This window comes from Caulobacter sp. Root655 (assembly GCF_001427665.1).
Classification (GTDB): Bacteria; Pseudomonadota; Alphaproteobacteria; order Caulobacterales; family Caulobacteraceae; genus Caulobacter.
In genome coordinates, this window is record NZ_LMHC01000003.1 from 91,407 (window position 1) to 112,358 (window position 20,952).

At 68.1% G+C, this 20,952-nt stretch carries 19 protein-coding genes; 14 read left to right on the plus strand and 5 right to left on the minus strand.

What is annotated here, in order from left to right:
* The first annotated feature begins 15 nt into the window (after window positions 1–15).
* The 8 genes from flgE to flhA all read left to right on the plus strand — a co-directional run bounded on the left by flgE (window position 16) and on the right by flhA (window position 9,730).
* Window positions 16–1,686, plus strand: a complete 1,671-nt coding sequence (gene flgE, locus ASD79_RS06255) for a flagellar hook protein FlgE (protein WP_056720182.1) — start codon at window positions 16–18, stop codon at window positions 1,684–1,686.
* Between the two features lie 168 nt (window positions 1,687–1,854).
* Complete coding sequence (gene sciP / locus ASD79_RS06260; RefSeq protein ID WP_007675208.1) at window positions 1,855–2,136, plus strand: CtrA inhibitor SciP; 282 nt, start codon at window positions 1,855–1,857, stop codon at window positions 2,134–2,136.
* Window positions 2,137–2,381: 245 nt separating this feature from the next.
* A complete protein-coding gene (gene fliF, locus ASD79_RS06265; RefSeq protein ID WP_056720183.1) occupies window positions 2,382–4,025 on the plus strand; it encodes a flagellar basal-body MS-ring/collar protein FliF in 1,644 nt (547 codons plus the stop codon).
* Window positions 4,025–5,047, plus strand: a complete 1,023-nt coding sequence (gene fliG, locus ASD79_RS06270; protein WP_056720184.1) for a flagellar motor switch protein FliG — start codon at window positions 4,025–4,027, stop codon at window positions 5,045–5,047. The genes fliF and fliG overlap by 1 nt, the downstream gene beginning before the upstream one ends.
* 12 nt (window positions 5,048–5,059) lie before the next feature.
* Entirely contained in the window at window positions 5,060–5,701 is a 642-nt protein-coding gene (locus ASD79_RS06275) for a flagellar assembly protein FliH (protein WP_056720185.1), read from the plus strand.
* Window positions 5,702–5,706: 5 nt separating this feature from the next.
* The gene (fliN, locus tag ASD79_RS06280) at window positions 5,707–6,042 is read left to right on the plus strand and encodes a flagellar motor switch protein FliN (protein WP_056720186.1); all 336 of its coding nucleotides are present in this window, start codon (window positions 5,707–5,709) and stop codon (window positions 6,040–6,042) included.
* An 87-nt stretch (window positions 6,043–6,129) separates the two neighbouring features.
* Window positions 6,130–7,497, plus strand: a complete 1,368-nt coding sequence (locus tag ASD79_RS06285) for a sigma-54-dependent Fis family transcriptional regulator (protein WP_056720187.1) — start codon at window positions 6,130–6,132, stop codon at window positions 7,495–7,497.
* Window positions 7,498–7,618: 121 nt separating this feature from the next.
* Entirely contained in the window at window positions 7,619–9,730 is a 2,112-nt protein-coding gene (gene flhA, locus ASD79_RS06290) for a flagellar biosynthesis protein FlhA (RefSeq protein WP_056720188.1), read from the plus strand.
* A gap of 107 nt (window positions 9,731–9,837) precedes the next feature.
* Here flhA and ASD79_RS06295 read toward each other — a convergent pair whose 3' ends face one another.
* Window positions 9,838–10,764: an alpha/beta hydrolase gene (locus ASD79_RS06295; RefSeq protein WP_082584826.1), complete on the minus strand. Its 927-nt coding sequence runs from the start codon at window positions 10,762–10,764 to the stop codon at window positions 9,838–9,840.
* Window positions 10,765–11,050: 286 nt separating this feature from the next.
* Between ASD79_RS06295 and ASD79_RS06300 the strand changes: the two genes are divergently transcribed.
* From ASD79_RS06300 to ASD79_RS06325, 6 genes are all read left to right on the plus strand, one after another.
* A complete protein-coding gene (locus ASD79_RS06300; RefSeq protein WP_056720190.1) occupies window positions 11,051–12,478 on the plus strand; it encodes a serine hydrolase in 1,428 nt (475 codons plus the stop codon).
* Between the two features lie 388 nt (window positions 12,479–12,866).
* Window positions 12,867–13,409, plus strand: coding sequence for a hypothetical protein (locus ASD79_RS06305; RefSeq protein ID WP_056720191.1), 543 nt, complete (start codon window positions 12,867–12,869; stop codon window positions 13,407–13,409).
* 115 nt (window positions 13,410–13,524) lie between these two features.
* Window positions 13,525–13,941: a DUF4282 domain-containing protein gene (locus ASD79_RS06310; RefSeq protein ID WP_056720192.1), complete on the plus strand. Its 417-nt coding sequence runs from the start codon at window positions 13,525–13,527 to the stop codon at window positions 13,939–13,941.
* Window positions 13,942–14,078: 137 nt separating this feature from the next.
* Complete coding sequence (locus tag ASD79_RS06315) at window positions 14,079–14,501, plus strand: helix-turn-helix domain-containing protein (protein ID WP_082584827.1); 423 nt, start codon at window positions 14,079–14,081, stop codon at window positions 14,499–14,501.
* A gap of 291 nt (window positions 14,502–14,792) precedes the next feature.
* On the plus strand, window positions 14,793–15,323 hold the full coding sequence (locus tag ASD79_RS06320) for a hypothetical protein (protein ID WP_156400392.1): 531 nt from the start codon (window positions 14,793–14,795) through the stop codon (window positions 15,321–15,323).
* Window positions 15,316–16,494: a hypothetical protein gene (locus ASD79_RS06325; protein ID WP_056720195.1), complete on the plus strand. Its 1,179-nt coding sequence runs from the start codon at window positions 15,316–15,318 to the stop codon at window positions 16,492–16,494. Before ASD79_RS06320 ends, ASD79_RS06325 begins: the two co-directional genes overlap by 8 nt.
* Window positions 16,495–16,662: 168 nt before the next feature.
* Here the strand turns inward: ASD79_RS06325 and ASD79_RS06330 are convergent, their stop codons facing one another.
* From ASD79_RS06330 to ASD79_RS06345, 4 genes are all read right to left on the minus strand, one after another.
* Window positions 16,663–17,691 carry an endo-1,4-beta-xylanase gene (locus ASD79_RS06330; RefSeq protein ID WP_368664860.1) on the minus strand — a complete coding sequence of 343 codons (1,029 nt, stop codon included), beginning with the start codon at window positions 17,689–17,691 and terminating at the stop codon, window positions 16,663–16,665.
* Between the two features lie 145 nt (window positions 17,692–17,836).
* Entirely contained in the window at window positions 17,837–18,259 is a 423-nt protein-coding gene (locus ASD79_RS06335; protein ID WP_056720197.1) for a hypothetical protein, read from the minus strand.
* A complete protein-coding gene (gene fliI / locus ASD79_RS06340) occupies window positions 18,259–19,596 on the minus strand; it encodes a flagellar protein export ATPase FliI (RefSeq protein ID WP_056720198.1) in 1,338 nt (445 codons plus the stop codon). The genes ASD79_RS06335 and fliI overlap by 1 nt, the downstream gene beginning before the upstream one ends.
* Window positions 19,597–19,943: 347 nt before the next feature.
* On the minus strand, window positions 19,944–20,915 hold the full coding sequence (locus tag ASD79_RS06345) for a prolyl oligopeptidase family serine peptidase (RefSeq protein ID WP_056720199.1): 972 nt from the start codon (window positions 20,913–20,915) through the stop codon (window positions 19,944–19,946).
* Between the last annotated feature and the right edge of the window lie 37 nt (window positions 20,916–20,952).

The following is a 20,952-nucleotide window of genomic DNA, read 5'->3' on the forward strand; positions in this document are numbered from 1 at the left end:
CGCAGGATCACAGTCATGAGCATCAACAGCGCCATGCTCTCGGGCGTCTCGGGCCTGATTTCGAATTCGTCGGCCCTGGCCGCGATCTCCGACAACATCGCCAACGTCAACACCGTCGGCTACAAGCGCAGCTCGGCCAACTTCTCGACCCTGGTCACCGCCCAGAGCAAGAACGCCACCTACAGCGCCGGCGGCGTCTCGGCCAAGACCCACCAGTTCATCAGCCAGCAGGGCCTGACCCAGTCGACCAGCTCGAACCTCGACCTGTCGATCGCCGGCTCGGGCTTCTTCGTCGGCACCGAGAAGCCGGAAGGCCTGACCGCCACCGACACCCGCTCGTTCACCCGCGCCGGGTCGTTCCAGCTGGACAACCTGGGCTACCTGAAGAACGACGCCGGCCTCTATCTGCAGGGCTGGCTGGCCGATCCGGTGACCGGCATGATCACCCCCGACCCGTCGGACCTGACCCAGCTGTCGTCGATCAACGTCGGCACCGTGGGCGGCACGGCCGAGAAGACCACCCGGATTGGCGTCAACGCCAACCTGCGTTCGGAACAGCCGGTCTCGGCGGCGGCCAACGCCCTGGTCAGCAAGACCGCCATCGTCGACAGCACCACCGCGACCAACAACTACTCGATCTACTACAGCCCGACCGGCACGGGTAACCAGTACAACGTCGAGATCCGCAAGGCCGGCGTGGCCGTCAGCACCGGCACGGCGACCTTCGATCCGACCACCGGCGCCCTGCTGTCGACCACCCTGCCGGGCACGCCGCCCAACCTCAATGTCGGCGGCGGCGCCACGGTCACCCAGACCCAGCTCGGCCTCAACACCAAGGCCGACGCCATCGCCAGCGGCGCCTACGACCCGACCACCCGCTCGATGTCGGACTACGCCAAGGACAACACCACGGGCGTCAAGCCGGACTTCGAGATCCAGATCCCGGTCTCGGACTCCAAGGGCGGCCAGCGCACGGTGACCCTGTCGCTGCTGAAGGGCCCGGGCCCCAACGAATGGTTCGCCGAACTGCGCGCCAAGCCGGGCGACCTGGACAACAACGCCAACGGCCAGATCGCCACCGGCAAGGTGACCTTCACCACCGACGGCAAGCTGGCCTCGGTCGGCAACCTGTTCGGCGGCGTCACCCCGACCTCGATCAGCATCGGCGCGTCCGACCCGCTGGCGACCGGCACGGCCCCGCGCTGGGCCGACGGCCTGGGCATCGACTCGCAGACCCTGCAAGTCGACCTGGCCAACGCGGCCGGCGGCCTGACCCAGTACAACAGCCAGTCGGTGGTCCAGTCGGTCAACACCAACGGCACGGCCTTCGGCAACCTCACCAACATCGAGGTCGACGACCAGGGCTATGTCTCGGCGATCTTCGACAACGGTGTGACCCGCCGCATCGCCCAGGTGGCGGTGGCGACCTTCTCGAACCCCAACGGGCTCAAGGGCATCAACGGAAACGCTTATCGGGTCACCAACGAAAGCGGCACCTTCAGCCTGAAGACTCCAGGCGGCGGCGGCGCGGGTTCGATTGCTCCGTCCACGCTGGAAGCTTCGACCGTCGACCTGTCGACTGAGTTCACCGGCCTGATCACGACGCAGAGAGCCTACTCGGCTTCTTCGAAAATCATCACTACAGCCGATCAGATGCTAGAAGAACTTCTGAGCATTAAGCGGTAATTACAGGTCTTAACCGACCTTAATTGCCCTGTGTCACATTGATACATCACGGGAGTGGAAAGAAAGTCCATGTTTCAGCCTTTCTTTACTATTGGAATTAAGCGCCTGTTATTTCCCGGCGCCTATATTGCTCTCCAACAGTGATGGTTGTGGGAAAGGCGTAAAGCCATGTTGCAGCAGCAGCGCACGAACAGCCGGGGTGAGAAGTACGTGATCGGTCCGACCGGCGCGCCTCTAACTCTCTCCGACTTGCCGCCTCCGGAAACCCAGCGTTGGGTGATCCGGCGCAAGGCCGAGGTGGTCGCCGCAGTCCGCGGTGGTCTGCTCTCGCTCGACGAGGCGTGCGATCGATACAAGTTGACCAACGAGGAGTTCCTCGCCTGGCAACAATCGATCGACCGGCACGGTCTGGCGGGTCTTCGAACCACGCGGCTCCAGCAGTACCGCTAGTCGCGGGACTGAAAAGTCATGGCGCGCGGGGGCTTACCTTCCCGCCGGGCCTCTACGAGACAGATCAGCGGCCGCGTCCCCCTGGGGCGCGGCCGCGACCTTTTGGCGCTTCCGAAAGTCCTTGGCGGCGCCGGATGTAAACGACCCGTTTACCTTGCACTGGGTAAATCCTGCCTAGCGACGGCGTGCTCCGGCGCGCGGCGGCTGGCGTCCCCTCGGGGCGTCGTTCAGGGGTAGGGCGTAGGTTGGACAAGTTCCTCAGCGCGATTCAGAGGTTTGGGGTCGGCCGTCTGGCCGCCCTGATCGGCGTCGCCGCCGGCGCGATCGCCGTGATCGCCGCCGTGGTGCTGATGATGGGCAAGCAGCCCAACGAGCTGCTGCTGTCCAACGTCGACCCCAAGGAATCGGCCGCGGCCACCGCGGCGCTCGACGCCGCCGGCATCAAGTACGAGACCAAGGGCGACGGCGCGACCATCCTGGTCCCCCGCGACAAGGTCAACACGGCCCGCCAGCTGATCTTCACCAAGGGCCTGGTGACCTCCGGGTCGGTCGGTTACGAGATCTTCGACACCGGCAGCGCCCTGGGCCAGACCGACTTCGTCCAGCAGCTGAACCGCCAGCGCGCCCTGCAGGGCGAGCTGGAGCGCACGATCACCGGCTGGGACGGCGTCAAGGCCGCCCGCGTCCACCTGGTCCTGCCCAAGCGCCAGCTCTTTGAAGAAGACGCCGAGAAGCCGACCGCCGCCGTCAGCATCAGCATGGGCCGCGAGCCCTCGGCCGACATCGTCCGCGCCATCCAGAACCTGGTGGCCGGCTCGGTGGCCGGCATGAAGCCCGACGCCGTCAACGTCATGGACCAGCACGGCAAGACCCTGTCGGCCGGCAGCGACGGCAGCCTGGCCGGCAAGATCGCCCAGGACGCCAAGAGCGAGTCCGAGGCCCGCATCGCCAAGACCGTCAAGGACATGATCGACGGCGTGCTGGGCCCCGGCAAGGCCCGCGTCAACGTCACCGCCGACCTCGACCTGAACCGCGTCACCACCCAGGAACGCAACTTCAACCCGGACGGCCAGGTCATCCGCTCGGAAAGCACCAACGAGAACAACGCCAGCGAGACCAAGGACGGCGACACCGGCGGCGTCACCTCGACCCAGAACATCCCCGGCGGCGCGCCCAACGGCTTCCAGCCCCTGGGCTCCAAGTCGGGCAGCAACGAGAGCGTCACCAACTACGAGATCTCGGAAAGCACCAAGACCACGGTCCAGGAGCCGGGCACGATCCGCAAGGTCGCCGTGGCGGTGGCCGTCGACGGCGTCGTCGCCCCGCCCGGCAAGGACGGCAAGCCGGGCGCCTACACCCCGCGCAGCGCCGAGGAGATGGCGCAGCTGGAGCAGCTGGTGAAGACCGCGGTCGGTTTCGACCAGGCCCGCGGCGACCAGGTCTCGGTGGTCAATGTCCGCTTCCCGCAACCCGAGGAGCAGGGCCTGGGCAAGACCGGCCTGATGGCCGCCCTCGACAAGAACGACATCATGCGTTTCGCCGAGCTGGGCGTGCTGGCGATCGTCGCCCTGCTGGTCCTGCTGTTCGCGGTGCGCCCGTTCCTCAAGAGCCTGATGAGCCCGCCGCCCACCCCGCTGGGCCTGGCCCTGAACGCCCCGCAGGTGACCCGCATGGTCACCCTGTCGGACGGCTCGGTCCAGGAGGTCATCGTCGACCAGATGGGCGAGCCCATGGCCCTGGCCGGTCCCGACATGGACCAGCGCATCGACATCGCCAAGATCGAGGGCCAGGTGAAGGCTTCGTCGATCAAGCGCGTGTCCGAGTTCGTGGACCGTCACCCCGAGGAATCGGTGGCGATCCTGCGCTCCTGGCTGCACGAGTCTGAGTGATGGCGATGAAAAGCTCCGTCACCGACGTCAAGCGCCTGGCCGGTCCCGAGAAGGCCGCGATCGTGCTGCTCGCCCTGGGCGAGGAGCACACCGCGATCTGGGAGGCCCTGGACGACGAGGAAATCAAGGAAGTCTCGCAGGCCATGGCCGGCCTCGGTTCGATCTCGGCCTCGGTCGTGGAAGAGCTGCTGGTCGAGTTCGTCTCGGGCATGAGCTCGACCGGCGCGATCATGGGCTCCTACGAGCAGACCCAGCGTCTGCTGTCGGCCTTCATGCCGCCGGAGAAGGTCGACCAGCTGATGGAGGAGATCCGCGGTCCGGCGGGTCGCACCATGTGGGACAAGCTGGGCAACGTGAACGAGGCGGTGCTCGCCAACTACCTGAAGAACGAATACCCGCAGACCGTCGCGGTGGTGCTGTCGAAGGTGAAGAGCGACCACGCCGCCCGGGTGCTGGCCTCCCTGCCGGAAGACTTCGCCCTGGAATGCGTCACCCGCATGCTGCGGATGGAGCCGGTGCAGCGCGAGATCCTCGACAAGATCGAGCAGACCCTGCGCACCGAATTCATGTCGAACCTGGCGCGCACCTCCAAGCGCGACAGCCACGAGATGATGGCCGAGATCTTCAACAACTTCGACCGCCAGACCGAGGCCCGGTTCATCGCGGCCCTGGAAGAGCGCAACCGCGAGGCCGCCGAGCGCATCCGCGCCCTGATGTTCGTGTTCGAGGACCTCAGCAAGCTCGACCCGGGCGGCGTCCAGACCCTGCTGCGCGCCACCGGCAAGGAACAGCTGGCCCTGGCCCTGAAGGGCGCCTCGGACAAGCTGCGCGAGATGTTCTTCTCCAACATGTCGGAGCGCGCTTCGAAGATCATGCGCGAGGACATGGAGAGCATGGGCCCGGTGCGCCTGAAGGACGTCGACCAGGCCCAGGTCGCCATGGTCCAGGTCGCCAAGGACCTGGCCGCCAAGGGCGAGATCATGCTGGCCGGGGCCGGCGCTGAAGACGAACTCATTTACTAGGGGGATGGCGCAATGACCGACATCGCCCACAAGCGCTTCACCTTCGACACCGTGTTCGACGACCACGGCGGCATGAGCGCGCCGCCGCGGGTGAAGAAGAGCTTCACCGTGGAGGAGCTGGAGCTGGCCAAGGCCGAGGCCTACGCGGCCGGCGAGCAGTCGGCCGTGGCCGAGGCCGAGCGCGAGGCCGTCCTGGCCTTGAACCAGGTCGGCCAGGCCATCCACAGCGCCTTCTCCACCCTGGCCGCCGTGGCCCACGAGCACCGCGAAGGCTCGGCGATGCTGGCCCTGGCCTGCGGCCGCGCGATCGCCGACGCGGCCCTGGACCAGTTCCCCGAGGCCCCGACCCAGGCGGCCCTGGTGGCCCTGGCCCGCGAGGTCGAGGCCAGCCCGAAACTGACCGTGCGGGTCGCCGCCCACCTGGTCGAGCGCACTCAGGCCGCCCTGGAGCAGACCGCCCAGGCCATCGGCTTCCCCGGCCAGATCCTGGCCCGCCCCGACGCCATGCCGGCCGCCGCCTTCCTCCTCGACTGGGGCGACGGGCGCGCGGCCTTCAATCCCGACGACGCGGCCGCCCGCGTCACCAAGGCCCTGGAAGCCGCGATCGCGGCCGAGGGGCTCCACGCCGAACCACTTCTTCCTAGCGAAGGCTGACCCCGATGTCCGATGACAACCTCACCCTGGACGAGTTCGGCGGCTCGATGCTGGCCTCCGAGATGCCCGTCGAGATGTCCGACAAGATCGCCTCGGACCTGGCCCCGGTCTTCGACGTTCCGGTCAACATCTCGGCCGTGCTGGGCCGGGCCCACATGTCGGTGGCGCAGCTGCTGCAGCTGTCGGCCGGCAGCATCCTCGAGCTGGACCGCAAGGTCGGCGAGGCGATCGACATCTATGTGAACAACCGCCTGGTGGCGCGCGGCGAGGTGGTCGTCGTCGACGAGCGCCTGGGCGTGACCATGACGGAAATCATCAAGGACGGCGACGCCGCCGGCTAACCGCCGCCCAAATGGCGCTCCTGAGCGTCGAGTGAAGCTTAAACAGTCGAACTACCGGGGCACGAAGGCCCCAACGGAGAGAAAACGATGCGCCTCCTGGTCGTCGGAAAACTGAACGGACAGCTCTCGGTCGCCGTGAAGATGGCGATGAACACCGGGGCCAAGGTCTCGCACGTCGAGACCATCGAGGCGGCGACGCACGCCTTGCGGGCCGGGCAGGGGGCCGACCTGCTGATGGTCGACTACGCGCTCGACATCGCGGGCCTGATCGCCGCCAACGAGTCCGAGCGCATCCGGGTGCCGGTGGTGGCCTGCGGCGTCGACGCCGACCCGATGCGGGCCGCCGCGGCGATCAAGGCCGGGGCCAAGGAATTCATCCCGCTGCCGCCGGACGCCGAGCTGATCGCCGCCGTGCTGGCCGCCGTCACCGACGACAACCGCCCGATGATCGTCCGCGATCCGGCCATGGGCGACGTCATGCGCCTGGCCGACCAGGTGGCGGCCTCGGAGGCCTCGATCCTGATCACCGGCGAAAGCGGTTCGGGCAAGGAGGTGATGGCCCGTTACGTCCACGCCAAGTCGCGTCGGGCCAAGCAGCCGTTCATCTCGGTCAACTGCGCCGCCATCCCCGAGAACCTGCTGGAAAGCGAGCTGTTCGGCCACGAGAAGGGCGCCTTCACCGGCGCCGTGGCCCGCCGCATCGGCAAGTTCGAGGAAGCCAACGGCGGCACCCTGCTGCTGGACGAAATCAGCGAGATGGACGCCCGCCTGCAGGCCAAGCTGCTGCGCGCCATCCAGGAGCGCGAGATCGACCGGGTCGGCGGCTCCAAGCCGGTCAAGGTCGACATCCGCATCCTGGCCACCTCCAACCGCGACCTGGCCGCGGCGGTGAAGGACGGCACGTTCCGCGAGGACCTGCTCTACCGCCTGAACGTCGTGAACCTGCGCCTGCCGCCGCTGCGCGACCGTCCGGGCGACGTCGTCACCCTGTGCGAGCACTTCGTGAAGAAGTACTCGGCCGCCAACGGCGTCGCCGAAAAGCCGATCTCGGCCGAGGCCAAGCGCCGGCTGATCGCCCACCGCTGGCCGGGCAACGTCCGCGAGCTGGAAAACGCCATGCACCGCGCGGTGCTGCTGTCGCCGGGCGCGGAGATCGAGGAATTCGCCATCCGCCTGCCCGACGGCCAGCCCCTGGCCCCGGCGCCGGACACCGCGGTCGCCCGCGGCGCCCAGATGGCGGCCGACGCCATCTCGCGCACCTTCGTCGGCTCGACGGTGGCCGAGGTCGAGCAGACCCTGATCATCGACACCCTGGAGCACTGCATGGGCAACCGCACCCACGCCGCCAACATCCTGGGCATCTCGATCCGCACCCTGCGCAACAAGCTGAAGGAATATTCCGAAGCCGGCGTCGCCGTGCCCGCCCCGCAAGGCGGCGTGACGAACGCGGCGTGACCCGTGATGGGGCCGCGACCATCGGTCCGGCGCCCGACATGGCTAATTTCCATTAAGCACGTGGTGGTCCCGCGCAAATCGCTTCATGCGCGAAGGGGCCTCCACCGGATCCAGGGTTCGCATGACTGACGCCGCCGTCCCCAAGGCCGCCTCGTCCCTCCCCAGCGCCAGTTCGCTGTGGGCCGGGATACTGCGCGGCGAAATGGGCCTGGCGGTCGGCGTGGTCGGCATCATCGTCCTGCTGATCATCCCGGTCCCGCCGATGCTGCTGGACCTGCTGCTGGCCATCTCGCTGACCGGCTCGGTGCTGATCCTGATGACGGCGGTGCTGATCAAGAAGCCGCTGGAATTCACCTCGTTCCCGACCGTCCTGCTGGTCGCCACCCTTTATCGTCTGGGCCTGAACGTGGCCTCGACGCGCCTGATCCTCGGCCATGGCCAGGAAGGCTCGCACGGGGCCGGCGCCGTCATCGCCGCGTTCGGCAACCTGATGATGCAGGGCAATTTCGTCATCGGGGTGATCGTCTTCATCATCCTGGTGGTGGTGAACTTCATGGTCGTCACCAAGGGTTCGGGCCGGATCGCCGAAGTCGCCGCCCGCTTCACCCTGGACGCCATGCCCGGCAAGCAGATGGCCATCGACGCCGACCTGTCCACCGGCCTGATCGACCAGGACACCGCCAAGCAGCGCCGCAAGGACCTGGAGCAGGAATCGACCTTCTTCGGGGCCATGGACGGGGCGTCCAAGTTCGTGAAGGGCGACGCCGTCGCCGGCCTGATCATCACCGCCATCAACATCGTCGGCGGCATCCTGATCGGCGTCGTCCAGCACAAGATGCCGCTCGGCGAGGCTTCGGCCAGCTACACCCTGATGACCATCGGCGACGGCCTGGTCAGCCAGATCCCGGCCCTGATCATCTCGATCGCCGCCGGCCTGGTGGTGTCCAAGGCCGGGGTCGAGGGCAGCGCCAACGCGGCCCTGACCACCCAGCTGGCCATGAACCCGGTCGCCCTGGGCATGGTCTCGGCCTCGTCCGGCGTCATCGCCCTGATCCCCGGCATGCCGATCGTGCCCTTTGCCGCGCTTGCCGTGGGCTCGGGATACCTGGCCTATCGCCGCGCCCTGAAGGCCAGGGAGCCCAAGCCGCTGGACGCCGCCGCCCTGGCCGCCCTGGCCGAGGCCTCGGCCGAGCCGGAGGAGGAGCCGATCAGCGCCTCCCTGGCCATCGACGACGTCAAGATCGAGCTGGGCTACGGCCTGCTGACCCTGATCAACGACCTGGACGGCCGCAAGCTGACCGACCAGATCCGCGCCCTGCGCAAGACCCTGGCCACCGAGTTCGGCTTCGTCATGCCGCCGGTCCGCATCCTCGACAACATGCGCCTGGCCAACCAGGGCTACGCGATCCGCATCAAGGAGATGGAAGCCGGGGCCGGCGAGGTCCGCCTGGGCTGCCTGATGGCCATGGACCCGCGCGGCGGCCAGGTGGAGCTGCCCGGTGAGCACGTGCGCGAACCGGCCTTCGGCCTGCCCGCCACCTGGGTGGAGGAGGCCCTGCGCGAGGAAGCCACGTTCCGCGGCTACACCATCGTCGATCCGGCCACCGTGCTGACCACGCACCTGACCGAGATCCTCAAGGAGAACATGGCCGACCTGCTCTCCTACGCCGAGGTGCAGAAGCTGCTGAAGGACCTGCCCGAGGGCCAGAAGAAGCTGGTCGACGACCTGATCCCCTCGGTGGTCAGCGCCACCACCGTCCAGCGCGTGCTGCAGGCCCTGCTCAAGGAGCGCGTCTCGATCCGCGACCTGCCGCAGATCCTGGAAGGCGTCGGCGAGGCCGCGCCGCACACCGCCTCGGTGGTGCAGCTGGTCGAGCAGGTCCGGGCCCGCCTGGGTCGCCAGCTGTGCTGGTCCAATCGCGGCGAGGACGGCGCCCTGCCGATCATCACCCTGTCGGCCGAATGGGAGCAGGCCTTCGCCGAGGCCCTGGTCGGTCCGGGCGAGGACAAGCAGCTGGCCCTGGCTCCCTCGCGCCTGCAGGACTTCATCCGCGGCGTGCGCGACGCCTTCGAGAACGCCGCCCTGCAGGGCGATTCCGCCGTGCTGCTGACCAGCCCGGGCGTGCGGCCCTATGTGCGCTCGATCATCGAGCGCTTCCGCGGCCAGACCGTGGTGATGAGCCAGAACGAGATCCACCCCCGGGCCCGCCTGCGCACGGTGGGCATGGTCTAGGGCGGATCGACATTCGGGGGTGATCTCCCAATTCGCCGTCATTCCCGCCCAAGATCATGGGGATGCCGTTGCCGGCAGACCCTCGCCCTAAGCGGCTCAGGGCGCGATCATTCCTTGAGGTAAAGCCACTGCATGCCTTGCATCAGGCCGATCGGGAAGGTGGTCTCGTGGAAGCCGTCGTCGACGACCGTGGTCCTGATCCGCAGCCCGGGATAATTGCGGCCCTTCAAGACGGCCGCCAGCCGCGCCTGGTCGGCGACCATGTCGTTATCGCAGCCGGCGCATCCGCCAGAACCTGGATGTTCGCGTGACCCCGTCGCCAGATAGATCCTGGCCGGCAGGTCCTTGTGATTGGCCGCATAGGACGCCTCGGCCTTCAGGATCTCCCTCTGATCAAACCAGATCGAAGGACTGGTCAGGATGTAGTTGGCGAAAAGTTGCGGCTCGTGGAACGCTACCCACAACCCAAAGAGACCGCCGTAGGATTGCCCCGCCAGGGTCCGATTGGCGCGATCAATGCGGTAGCGCGCCTCCACCAGAGGCATCGCCTCCTGCTTCAGAAAAGCGAAATAGGCTTCGCCGCCGCCGGTGACCCCATTGATCTCGGGATCGCGCCACGGCGTGAGGTCGCGCCGGCGGCTATTGGCGGGAGCATCGCCGCCAGCCCAGGAAAAGCCAACGATGATGAATTCGTGGAAGCGTTCCTGGCTGAACGGCACGCGGGAAAGGCCCGACGCGACCTGGAAGGTGTATGGCCCGTCGGTGAGATAGAGGACCGGATACCGACGGCCCGCGTTTTCCGGCTTGTCGTACCCAGGCGGCGTCTTGACGTAGATCTCGTAGCCTCGCCCCACGGCCTTCGAATGAATTGGGATCACCGCGCTGTTTTCGATCACGAAACCAGCCTTCGTGGTCGGCTCGCTCATGGGTGTCGCGCCGGTAGGTCCCTCGGCATGATTCGACGGTTGCGGATCGGCGCACGCGCTCAAGGCGATGGCGACCGCGAAGACCGGCCACGGCTTGGGAAATCGCATGAGCTGCTCCACTGCAAAGCCACGGACAGGTACAGTCTCTTGGACCAGAAGCCAGATGTCCGAGAGGTTCTATCCCCAGATGTTTCCTCGGCGCCGTCAGGCTCCGATCGGAAGGACGACGAGCCCGCCAAAGAGGCGCGGCAATGGTTTGGGGAGTCCGCTCGGGGCGCTCCGCGACGGCGCTGTATCGTGCGGGCAGGCCCAACCTGAAGCATTCATGAACATCGACTAAAGCTCCGCTTCAGCTCACGACCCCAAGTTGGCCTTGTGGCGCTGGAGATGTGGCATGGCGTGGAATCGGCGGCAGGGATTGATCGGTCTGACGGGCTTGGCCGTGCTTGGCGCCCGAGCAGCCCACGCCCAGGGTTCGGGGGCTCTTGTCGGCGTCTGGTCAGGGGCGGCGGTCGAAGACGGCCAGATGTCGCGTTTCCGGCTACAGGTGCTCGCCGACGGCCATGCGACGCTAGTCTTGGTCGACAGTGGCGAACTGCCCTTGGGTGCGACCGAGGTGTCGCTGCGGGCGCCGGACATTCATTTGGCCTGGCCCGAATACGGACTGCGTCTTGACGGCCGCCTGGATGGGGCTGACGCCATTGAGGCCGTGCTTGATCAAGGCGGCCTCAAGCACCCCGTGCGCTTCACGCGCGGCGACCGTTATCCTCGCAAGGTTCTCGCTCCACCGGCGGCGCGGCCGATGAGTCCGGCCGCGCTGGATGACCTGCTGCGCTTTTCCGAGGCGCCGGCGATGGGGGTGGCGTGGGCGCGTCCCGGTGGGGGACGGAGTGTGCTCGTCGAGGGTCTGCGTTCGGCCGACGCCGTGATCGCGGTGGGGCCCGGCGACAAGTGGCGAATAGGGTCCTGCGGCAAGTCGATGAACGCCTTGCTGATCGCCCATCTGGTCGAAGCCGGATCGCTGGCCTGGACGACGACCGTGGGCCAGATGCTGGGCAAGGCGGTTTCGGACATGCGGCCGGCTTATCGCGACATCAATCTCCTGCACTTGCTTTCGCATCACGCGGGCTTGCCGCGTGACCCACCCATCGGAGAGCTGGTGAAATTCTCGCCAGAAGCGCAGGCCGATCCGCGTCCCGAGCGGTTGCGGTATGCGCGGATGGTGTTGGCCATGGAGCCGGTCGCCGCCCCCGGCGCCAAGATGCAGTACAGCAATGCCGGTCACATCGTGGCCGCCGCGATGGCCGAGGCGGCGACCGGAACGCCTTGGGAGGTGCTGATGGCGCGGCGCGTCTTCCAACCCCTGGGTTTGAAAAGCGCGGGTTTCGGCTTGCCCACGCGTCTTGGAAGGCTTGATCAGCCATCGGGCCACCAATTGGGCGTCGATGGCCGTCTTCATCCGCCTTCGACGCTCAAGCAGGCCAATGTTCCCGCCGTCATGATGCCGGCCGGCGGAACGCACTTCAGCCTCGGCGATCTATTGACCTATCTGGAAGCGACGCGTGATCGGCCAGCCCAGGTGCTGTCGGCGATCAATTGGGCGACATTGCAGACACCTCCCTTCGGCGACGGCATGGCGCTCGGCTGGGGCGTCACCGCCGAAGGTGGCCTGACCCATGATGGCGGCGATGGCTTGTGGCTGGCCAGGTTGTCGGTCGATCGCCCCTCGGGTCTGGTGACCGCGATCGCCTTCAACGGCGTCACGCCAGCGATCGGGATGGCGATGGAGCAGACCCAGGCGGCGCTACGGCTGGCAAGCTGAAGCCGTGTCGCTCCGGTGCGGGATGGGAACGTACGCAACCCACCCCGCACAGGCGATTGGAAGGTCCGTTGTCGACGCCGGCGACGGACATGGTCTTCGCCGGCCAGGCCCTGAGCGGAAGCGTCGGTTAAGTTGAAAAAGGCTCCAACGTCTCGTCGTCTCGCCGCGAGACGGCAAGCTAGAGTTATTGAAAAACTTGGCCGTAGATTATCCCCGTTTCAATCTTCACCTTATCGGGTTGATGCAGGGGATAAGCTGCGCTTTACGGCAGCTTCGCCGTATTTCGCCCCGAAATGGTCACGAACTGTTGCCGAATATTTCGGAACCGTGGCTGATAGGTCGCGTTGATTGGCCAAGGCGGGGGCCCCTTCACGACGGAGCGCAACACATGAAGACCAAGATCGCTTACCTCGCCGCCGCCGCGACCCTTTCGCTGGCCGGCGTCGCTTTCGCCCAGACCACCGGTTCGACCGGAGCCCCGGACCCCGCCGCCACCACGCCGTCGGGTCAGACCATGCCGTCCGCCCAGACCACCCCGTCTGGCACGACTTCGGCCACGCCCGCGTCGCCGTCGACCGGCATGCCGGCTTCTCCGGCCACCCCGGCCAGCCCCGCCACCGGCGCGGCCCCGTCCACCGGGACCACCGGCACGGCGGCCGACGCCGACGCCGCGGGGACCCCCTCCTCGGCCAATGTCGCCCTGGACCTCAAGGTCGGCTCGGAAGTGAAGGATCCCTCCGGCGCCGTGGTCGGCACGATCGCCGGGACCTCGGCCGGGGCCGACGGTTCGACCAACGTGGTCGTGACCAGCGGCGACAAGAAGTTCGCCCTGCCCAAGGCCAGCTTCAGCCTCGGCGCCGACGGCGCCCTGGCGACCACCGCCACCAAGGCCCAGATCGACGCCACCCTGGCCGGCGCCAAGCCGCAATAATCACCAGACCACGTCGGAACGACCAGAAGCCCGCTCGGCATTGCCGAGCGGGCTTCGCGCTGCTAGCGATGGGGCCAGTACCCGGCGGAGCTCCCGCTGACATGAGGAGTGTCGGATGGCTTCGGCCAACAAATCCAAGCCGCGCGGCTCGAGTGGCCTGTTCTGGGACCTGCTGACGTTCGATCGGCTGGTCACGGGGCCGGTGATTCACCTGATCTACTGGTCCGGCCTGGGCGTCGTCGCCCTGTTCGCCTTTTCCGTGGTCGGCGCGGCCGTCGGCCTGGCGCTGAAGGAGCCCGGCCTGCAATCGCTGCTGCTGGCCTTGCCCGTGCTGGTGGCCGGCCTGCTGGTTTCCGCGGCCATGGTGCTGCTGTGGCGGGCGTTCTGCGAGTTCTACGTCGCCATCTTCCGCATCAGCGAGGATCTGCGCGCCCTGCGCCAGGCCAGCGACGCCGACCATGCGGTGGCGGCCGTGACGCGTCCCCCAGCTCAGGCCCCAGCTCAGGCCCCGGTTCAAAAGCCGACCGCCTGAGGCCTTTCGCCGGCGATCGGCGACCTGCGACCGAATGGCACAGCTTGCGGATAATGCGCCTTTATCCTTGAGGGGGCGGGCGTTTGTCGGCGTCTATGCGGCAGGAGACACGTCGCGTCTCCCGCCGGAGACGTCCCTTGGCCGCCGATCAAGAACCCCATCTCGTCGATATCCACGTCGGCGCCCGCATGCGGATGCGGCGCAAGGCGATGGGCCTGAGCCAGACCCAACTGGCCGAGAGCGTGGGCATCACCTTCCAGCAACTCCAGAAGTATGAACGCGGCGCCAACCGTGTCAGCGCCTCCAAGCTCTACGGCATGGCGGTGACCCTGCAGACCTCGGTGGCCTGGTTCTTCGACGGCCTGTCGCCCGACCTCGGCGGCCTGGCCGACCCGACTGACGAGCGGCGCACGCGGGCGTTGCAGCGTTTCATGCTGTCGAGCGAGGGCATCGAGCTGGCGATCCTGTTCCCGCAGGTCCCCGAGAAACAGCGCCGGCAGGTCCTGGCCCTGGCCCGGACGCTGAGCGACATCGGCGGCGAGGACGACGAGGAGGGGTGAGGGCGCGCCAGCCGAAGGATCGATCGGCAACGGCGACTTCGCCCGGCGTCGCGGCGCGGGTAAGGATCGAGCGCTTAATCTTTGGTTGTGGATTGGTTAATTATCAATGTATGGTTAAGTTCCACGGATCACCGGGAACGAAGCGCCATGACAGTCTTGCGATTGGGAGTGCTTACGCCGGCCATCCTTGGCCTGGCTCTATTCGCTAGTCCGCCCGTCAACGCCCAGCCTCGAGCGACGAGGCCGGCGGTCGTCCGGCCGATCGTGCGGCCGCTGCCGGTCAGGCGGCAGGTGGCGTCCGACGATGTTCCCGCGGCGCTGTCGCAAAGGGCGCGCGACCTGACCGAGCGGGCGGCCGCGCCCCGGCGGCTGCTGGAAGGCCGGACGATCTACATCACCACGGAAAAGCTGCGGGTGAAGGCCGACAACGGCGAGGAGGGACGCCCGCTCTACCAGGTGACCCACTACCGCTACGTCGACGACACCGCCATCGTCAGCGTGGTCGATCTCGAACGCGGCGCGGTGTTGAACCAGCGCGAAGTCCCGCACCTGCCGGTCATGCTCACCGCCGAGGAACTGGCCCAGGCTCGGGAACTGGCCCTGGCCCAGCCGCCGGTGCGCGAGGCGCTGGCCCGCTATCCGAACGTCACGGTCGAGCCCCTGCTCGTCCGGGTCGGCAATGACCGCGACCCCTGGTTCGGACACCGCGTCGTGCGCCTGCTGTTCCGGGTCGACCGGGACTACCTCACCCGTCCGATCGTCTATGTCGACCTGACCACCCGCCGGGTGCAGATCGGCGAGGAGGCTCACCAACATGACTGAGACCAACGCCCCGGCGCGCCGGATCAAGGCCGCGCTGTCGAGCCTGCTCGCCCCGCTGGCGGTGGCCGGTCTGCTGGCCGGCGGGGCGCTGCTCGCCCCCCGGTCGGCGCTCGCCCAGCCCTGTCCGACGTTCACCGCCACGCCCGGCCTGCCGGCCGACACCGTGGAGCAGCAGTTTCCGGCGAGTGGCCCGATGCGCACCGCCTGGCGGGTGCGCTTCGCCCACGCCACCGGCAAGGGGCTGTACGTCACGGGGGCCTGGTTCAAGAAGTCGCCCAACGCGCCCTGGATGCGGGTGCTGTGGGACGCCCGCCTGGCCGACATCTTCGTGCCCTACCACCCGGGCACGCCGCGCTACTACGACCTGACCAATTTCAACTTCCCGCTGGTGCCCGCCACCGCCCAGGACGCCGGCCCGTGCGGCAAGATCATCGACGGCAAGGTGATCCACGAGGTGGCCTCGACCGGCGTGCTGTGGAAGGACGACCAGGCCGTCGCCTACGGCCAGGAACTGGCCCTGTGGGCCACCCTGGACTCGGCCAACTACAACTACATCATGCGCTATGGCTTCCGCGACGACGGCACCATCGCCCTGCGCCTGGGCGCCACGTCGCGCAACCTGCCGGGCCACGAATATATGGGCCACATGCACAACGGCCTGTGGCGCATCGACATGGACCTGAACGGCGCGCCGGCCGATTCCGCCTTCGAATACTCCCACGTCGAGAACACCGGCAGCGTCGTGGCCACCGACGGTGTGGCGCCCTTCAACGGCGGCAAGGAGGGCGGCATAGACGTCAACCCCTTGAAGTTCACGGAGGTGCACGTTCGCGACGCCTCCACCAACGCCGCGGGCAAACCGATCAGCTACGAGTTCCGCCCTGTCCGGTTCGGCGCGCCCCGCCACGAGGAGCCGTTCGCCCACCACGACTTCTGGGTGACCCGCTATCACGGCTCCGAGCTGCTCTACGATCTCCCCGCCCTGGCCAACGGCGAGTCGGTGACCAATGGCGACCTCGTCGTCTGGCACATCAGCCCGCTGCACCACGACCCGCGCGACGAGGACGGCCATTTCGAGGGGCCGTTGTGGAAGGGCGTGGCGCTGTTGATGTGGGGCGGCGTCGACATCCGGCCGCGCAACCTCTTCGACGGAACGCCGATGTTCCCGTAGGGGGGGCTAGCTGACCCAGGCGCCGCGAGCGTTTGTTCAACTCAAAAACTCCGTCATCCCCCGCTTCATGCGGGGGACCCAAGCGGCGCCGGACATGGCGTCAGACCCAGCTTGGGTCCCCCGAACAAGTCGGGGGATGACGAATGGAGGTGGGCGCTCGAAAACGCTCTACCCCCGGAACGCCTCGACCAGCGCCGCCGCGCCGGCCTTGGGGCGGCCGGCGTCGTCGAACGGGGCCGGGGCGTCGGCGGCGTTTTCCTTCTTCAGCCAGGAGTCCTGGTCGCGCAGGCCCCACAGGGTGAAGGCGAAGCGCTGGCTGGCCGGCAGGTCCATGAGCGCCTCGGCGGCCTCGGCATAGACGGCGGCCTGGCGGCGCCGCAGCTCGTCGCGGGACAGGAGCTTGTTCTGCGACCGGGTCAGGGAGACGTCGAGCTCCGAGACGTGGACGGGCAGGCCCAGGCTGGCCAGCTCGCGGATCGACCGGCCGATCTCGCCCGGCGCGATGTCGGCCGCCACGTGCATCTGGGTGCCCAGGCCGGTCAGCGGCGCGCCCGAGGCCAGCAGCCGCTCGGCCAGCTTCAGGAAGGTGGCCCGTTTCCTGGGGTAGTATTCGAGATTGTAGTCGTTGAGCAGCAGGGCCGCGTGCGGGTCGGCCTCGCGGGCCGTGCGATAGGCCAGGGCGATGTGCTCGAAGGCCCCCAGGCGTTGCGACCACAGGCTGTCGCGCCAGCCGTCGCCGTCCTCGGCCACCGCCTCGTTGACCACGTCCCAGCCGACCACCTGGCCGCGATAGCGCCCGGCCACGGCCAGGATGTAGTTGCGATAGGCGTCGACGAAGCTGATCCGGCCCTCGTCCAGCCTGGCGAAGGCGTCGGGGGCCTGGGCGTACCAGACCAGGGTGTGGCCCAGCAGGGCCATGCCGTGGGCGCGGGCGAAGGCGGCGATGCGGTCGGGGGCGTCGAAGCGGAAGGAGCCGTCCGGCTGGACGACATATTCCATCTTCATCTCCCACTCGGGGGTCAGCTGGCTGACCTCGCGGGTCAGCAGGGCCGACAGGGCGGGATCGCCCAGATGCAGGGCCTGGACGCAGGCTCCGACCCGGACCGGGGCGACGGCCTTGAGCGGCGGCAGGTCGGCGGGAACCGGCTGGCCCTGGGCCTTGGGACCGCAGGCGGCGACGGCGAGGGCTCCGGCCACGACCGTCCTTCGGCTGAATTTCGAACCCATCCCACGCTCGTCATCCCCCGCTTTATGCGGGGGACCCAAGCTGGGTTGGCCGACATGGCTTGGGTCCCCCGAACAAGTCGGGGGATGACGATCTGAATAGATCGAGAGCGGAGGCCTACCGCCCACCGGCCGCCGCCCGGCGCAGGCCCAGCTCGTCCAGGGCGGCGATCTCCAGCTTGCCGACCAGCTTGGCCCGGGCGACCTTGGCGGCCTCGGCGACGTGCTCGTACTTCTTGAGGCTCTCGAAGGCCATGGCCAGGGCGTCGCGGGCCCCGGCCTCCTCGATCAGGGTCTGGTCGATCTCCAGCAGGGCCTGGTCGCGGCGGATCTTGGAGCCCTGGCGAAAGCCGATCATGTACCAGCCGGCCTGGACGTCGCCCTGGGCCTGGAGGGCCTCGGCCTCGGACTCGGCGTCCAGCATGGCCACCTTCATCTCGGCGGCCTGGCGGCGGTCGACGATCTCGGCCAAGCGCTTCTGCAGCGTCTCGACCTCGTGGTTCGAGATGCGGATCAGCGAGGCGGCCCAGTTGCTGGCCATCAGGCGGCGTCACTCTGCAGGATGTGGGCGAGGTAGCCGAAGCTGTCGTCGAGGCTGGTGGCCTCGTCCTTGTCCTGGCCCAGGAAGGCTTCGACGGCGGGGTTCAGGCGGATGGCGCGGTCGATCACCGGGTCGGCCCCGGCGCGATAGGCGCCGATGCGGATCAGCTCTTCCATGTTGGCGTAGGCGGCCATGGTCTGGCGGGCCATCTTGACGACCTCGCGCTCTTCCATCGTCTGGCAGCCGGGCATGGTCCGGCTGATGGACTTGAGGACGTTGATCGCCGGGAAGCGGCCGCGCTCGGCGATGGCCCGCTCCATGACGATGTGGCCGTCCAGGATGCCCCGGGTGGCGTCGGCGATCGGCTCGTTGTGGTCGTCGCCGTCGACCAGCACCGTGAACAGGGCGGTGATCGGCCCGGCCGTGGTGCCATCGGCGCGGATCGGCCCGGGACCGGCCCGCTCCAGCAGCTTGGGCAGTTCGGTGAAGACGGTGGGGGTGTAGCCCTTGGTGGTCGGCGGCTCGCCGGCGGCCAGGCCGATCTCGCGCTGGGCCATGGCGAAGCGGGTCACCGAGTCCATCAGGCAAAGCACTTCTTGATCCTGGTCGCGCAGGTATTCGCAGATCGCCAGGGTCATGTAGGCGGCCTGGCGGCGGGTCAGGGCCGGCTCGTCCGAGGTGGCGACCACGACGATGGCGCGCTTGAGGCCCTCCTCGCCGAGGGTCTCCTCGATGAATTCGCGGACCTCGCGGCCCCGCTCGCCGATCAGGCCGACGACGACGGCGTCGCAGGTGGCTTCTTTCGCGAGCATCGACAGCAGCACCGACTTGCCGACCCCCGAGCCTGCGAAGATGCCCAGGCGCTGGCCCCGGCAGGTGGTGGTGAAGACGTTCATCGATCGCACGCCCAGGTCCAGGCGCTCGCCCACCCGGCCACGGGCATGGGCCGGCGGCGGGGGGGCCTTCAGCGGGTAGGGGACCTCGCCCTGCGGCAGCGGCCCCAGGCCGTCGATCGGCTCGCCGAAGGCGTTGATGATCCGGCCCAGCCAGGCCTTGGTCGGGCGCACGGTGGCGCCCTCGGGCATGATGCGGATCTCGGCCCCGGGGGCGACGCCTTCGACCGGGCCGAACGGCATCAGCAGGGCGCGGGTTTCGCGGAAGCCGACCACCTCGGCCGGCAAGACCGGCAGGCCCAACCGGTCGATCTCGACCCGCGCGCCGATCGCCAGGCGCGTCAGCCCGCCGCGGGCCTCGATCAGGAGGCCGTTCACGGCGGCGACGCGACCGGAAATGGTCAGCGGGTCGATACGTTCGACGGCGGCGATCAGGCTGCGCAAGCAGAGTACCCCAGCAACTCAACGCCAAGCTTTGGGCCCTCGGCGTTAATGGGCAGTGAAGTAGACCGACATGGTTAATTGGCTGTTGAGGTTTGCGGTTAAGCGAGGGGGCTGCGTCCTTGTGTCCTGGGCCACTACCCTCCGCTCATCCCGGCGAAAGTCGGGATGAGCGGATCGCGGCTATGGCTTGTTGCTTCTCGTTGAAACGCAGCTCTCCCACCGCCGTTTTCCCGGCGAAGGCCGGGACCCAGATTCATCCAGAGCGGCTCGTGGGCTTCACCTGGGCCCCGGCCTTCGCCGGGGAAACGGAGAGGGCGACGACGATTCAGAAACGAAAAACCGCATTCTTAAGGCGCCAGCTCCCGGGTGAAGAACCCCACCACCTTGGCGTCGAAATCGCGGTGGAACGCCGCCCGGTCGAACCCCGGCGCGCTGGAGCAGATGAAGGCCGCCGACACCTGGTTGGCGTCGTTGCACGGGGTGAGGAAGTCGAAGTGCCCGGCCTTGGCCACCAGGTGGTAATCGGGGGCCTTGGGCAGGTGGGCGCGCACCGCCGTGGCGTAGTCCGGATCGGGCAGGATCTTGTCGTCGGCGGCTCGCCACAGCTGGAGGGGCAGGGTCACCCGGCTGACGTCCAGGGTGTAGCCCATGGCCGGGGCGGCGGAGACCACGGCCCTGATGCGGGCGTCGTGGACCCAGGTCGCGCTCAGGGCGTCGGCGGGCGGCGGACGATCCTTGGTCAGCTTGCAGTCGAAATAGTCCGGGTGCGCCTGGCAGTGGGGCGCGACCTTGGTCAGGTCGGGGGTGGCCCCGGCCGCCACCAGCACGGTGAAGCCGCCGGACGAGAAGCCGAAGGCCCCGACCCGGTCCGGATCGATGGCGGCCTTCATCGGCGCGGCGGTCAGCATGTAGTCGATCAGCAGCGACAGCTGGCGCGGCCGGTTGGCCATGTCGGTGGCCCGGCTCTGGTCCTGGTAGTTGTCGCCGACATGGGTCAGGGCGGCGACCACGAAACCGGCCTGGGCCAGGGCCTGGGCGGTGTCGGCATGGCCGCCGAAGAAGCCGCCGTTGCCGTGCGACATGACGACCAGCGGCAGGTGGTCGCCGACCAGCGGCGCGCCCCGGGCCACGGTCTGCGCCCCGATGCCCAGGGTCATAGGCGCGGCCGGGGCGTCGGTCGGGTACCAGACGCCGACGGTGATCGGCGGGCCTCGCGGGTCGGGGACCTGGACCACGGTGAAGCCGGCGTTCGCGGCCAGGGCCGGCGACGCCAGGGCCAGGGCCGCCAGCGGGGCCAGGAGAAGAGAGCGGATCGACATGGACGTCCTCTGCGGGTGAAACACCGGCAAGGGATGA

Coding starts and splice junctions, on each gene's coding strand:
- sciP (WP_007675208.1), top strand. CDS start 1,855: ATGTTGCAGCAGCAGCGCACGAACAGCCGGGGTGAGAAGTACGTGATC.
- ASD79_RS06295 (WP_082584826.1), bottom strand. CDS start 10,764: ATGCGATTTCCCAAGCCGTGGCCGGTCTTCGCGGTCGCCATCGCCTTG.
- ASD79_RS06345 (WP_056720199.1), bottom strand. CDS start 20,915: ATGTCGATCCGCTCTCTTCTCCTGGCCCCGCTGGCGGCCCTGGCCCTG.
- ASD79_RS06275 (WP_056720185.1), top strand. CDS start 5,060: ATGACCGACATCGCCCACAAGCGCTTCACCTTCGACACCGTGTTCGAC.
- fliG (WP_056720184.1), top strand. CDS start 4,025: ATGGCGATGAAAAGCTCCGTCACCGACGTCAAGCGCCTGGCCGGTCCC.
- ASD79_RS06310 (WP_056720192.1), top strand. CDS start 13,525: ATGGCTTCGGCCAACAAATCCAAGCCGCGCGGCTCGAGTGGCCTGTTC.
- flhA (WP_056720188.1), top strand. CDS start 7,619: ATGACTGACGCCGCCGTCCCCAAGGCCGCCTCGTCCCTCCCCAGCGCC.
- ASD79_RS06305 (WP_056720191.1), top strand. CDS start 12,867: ATGAAGACCAAGATCGCTTACCTCGCCGCCGCCGCGACCCTTTCGCTG.
- ASD79_RS06300 (WP_056720190.1), top strand. CDS start 11,051: ATGGCGTGGAATCGGCGGCAGGGATTGATCGGTCTGACGGGCTTGGCC.
- flgE (WP_056720182.1), top strand. CDS start 16: ATGAGCATCAACAGCGCCATGCTCTCGGGCGTCTCGGGCCTGATTTCG.
- ASD79_RS06285 (WP_056720187.1), top strand. CDS start 6,130: ATGCGCCTCCTGGTCGTCGGAAAACTGAACGGACAGCTCTCGGTCGCC.
- fliN (WP_056720186.1), top strand. CDS start 5,707: ATGTCCGATGACAACCTCACCCTGGACGAGTTCGGCGGCTCGATGCTG.
- ASD79_RS06335 (WP_056720197.1), bottom strand. CDS start 18,259: ATGGCCAGCAACTGGGCCGCCTCGCTGATCCGCATCTCGAACCACGAG.
- ASD79_RS06325 (WP_056720195.1), top strand. CDS start 15,316: ATGACTGAGACCAACGCCCCGGCGCGCCGGATCAAGGCCGCGCTGTCG.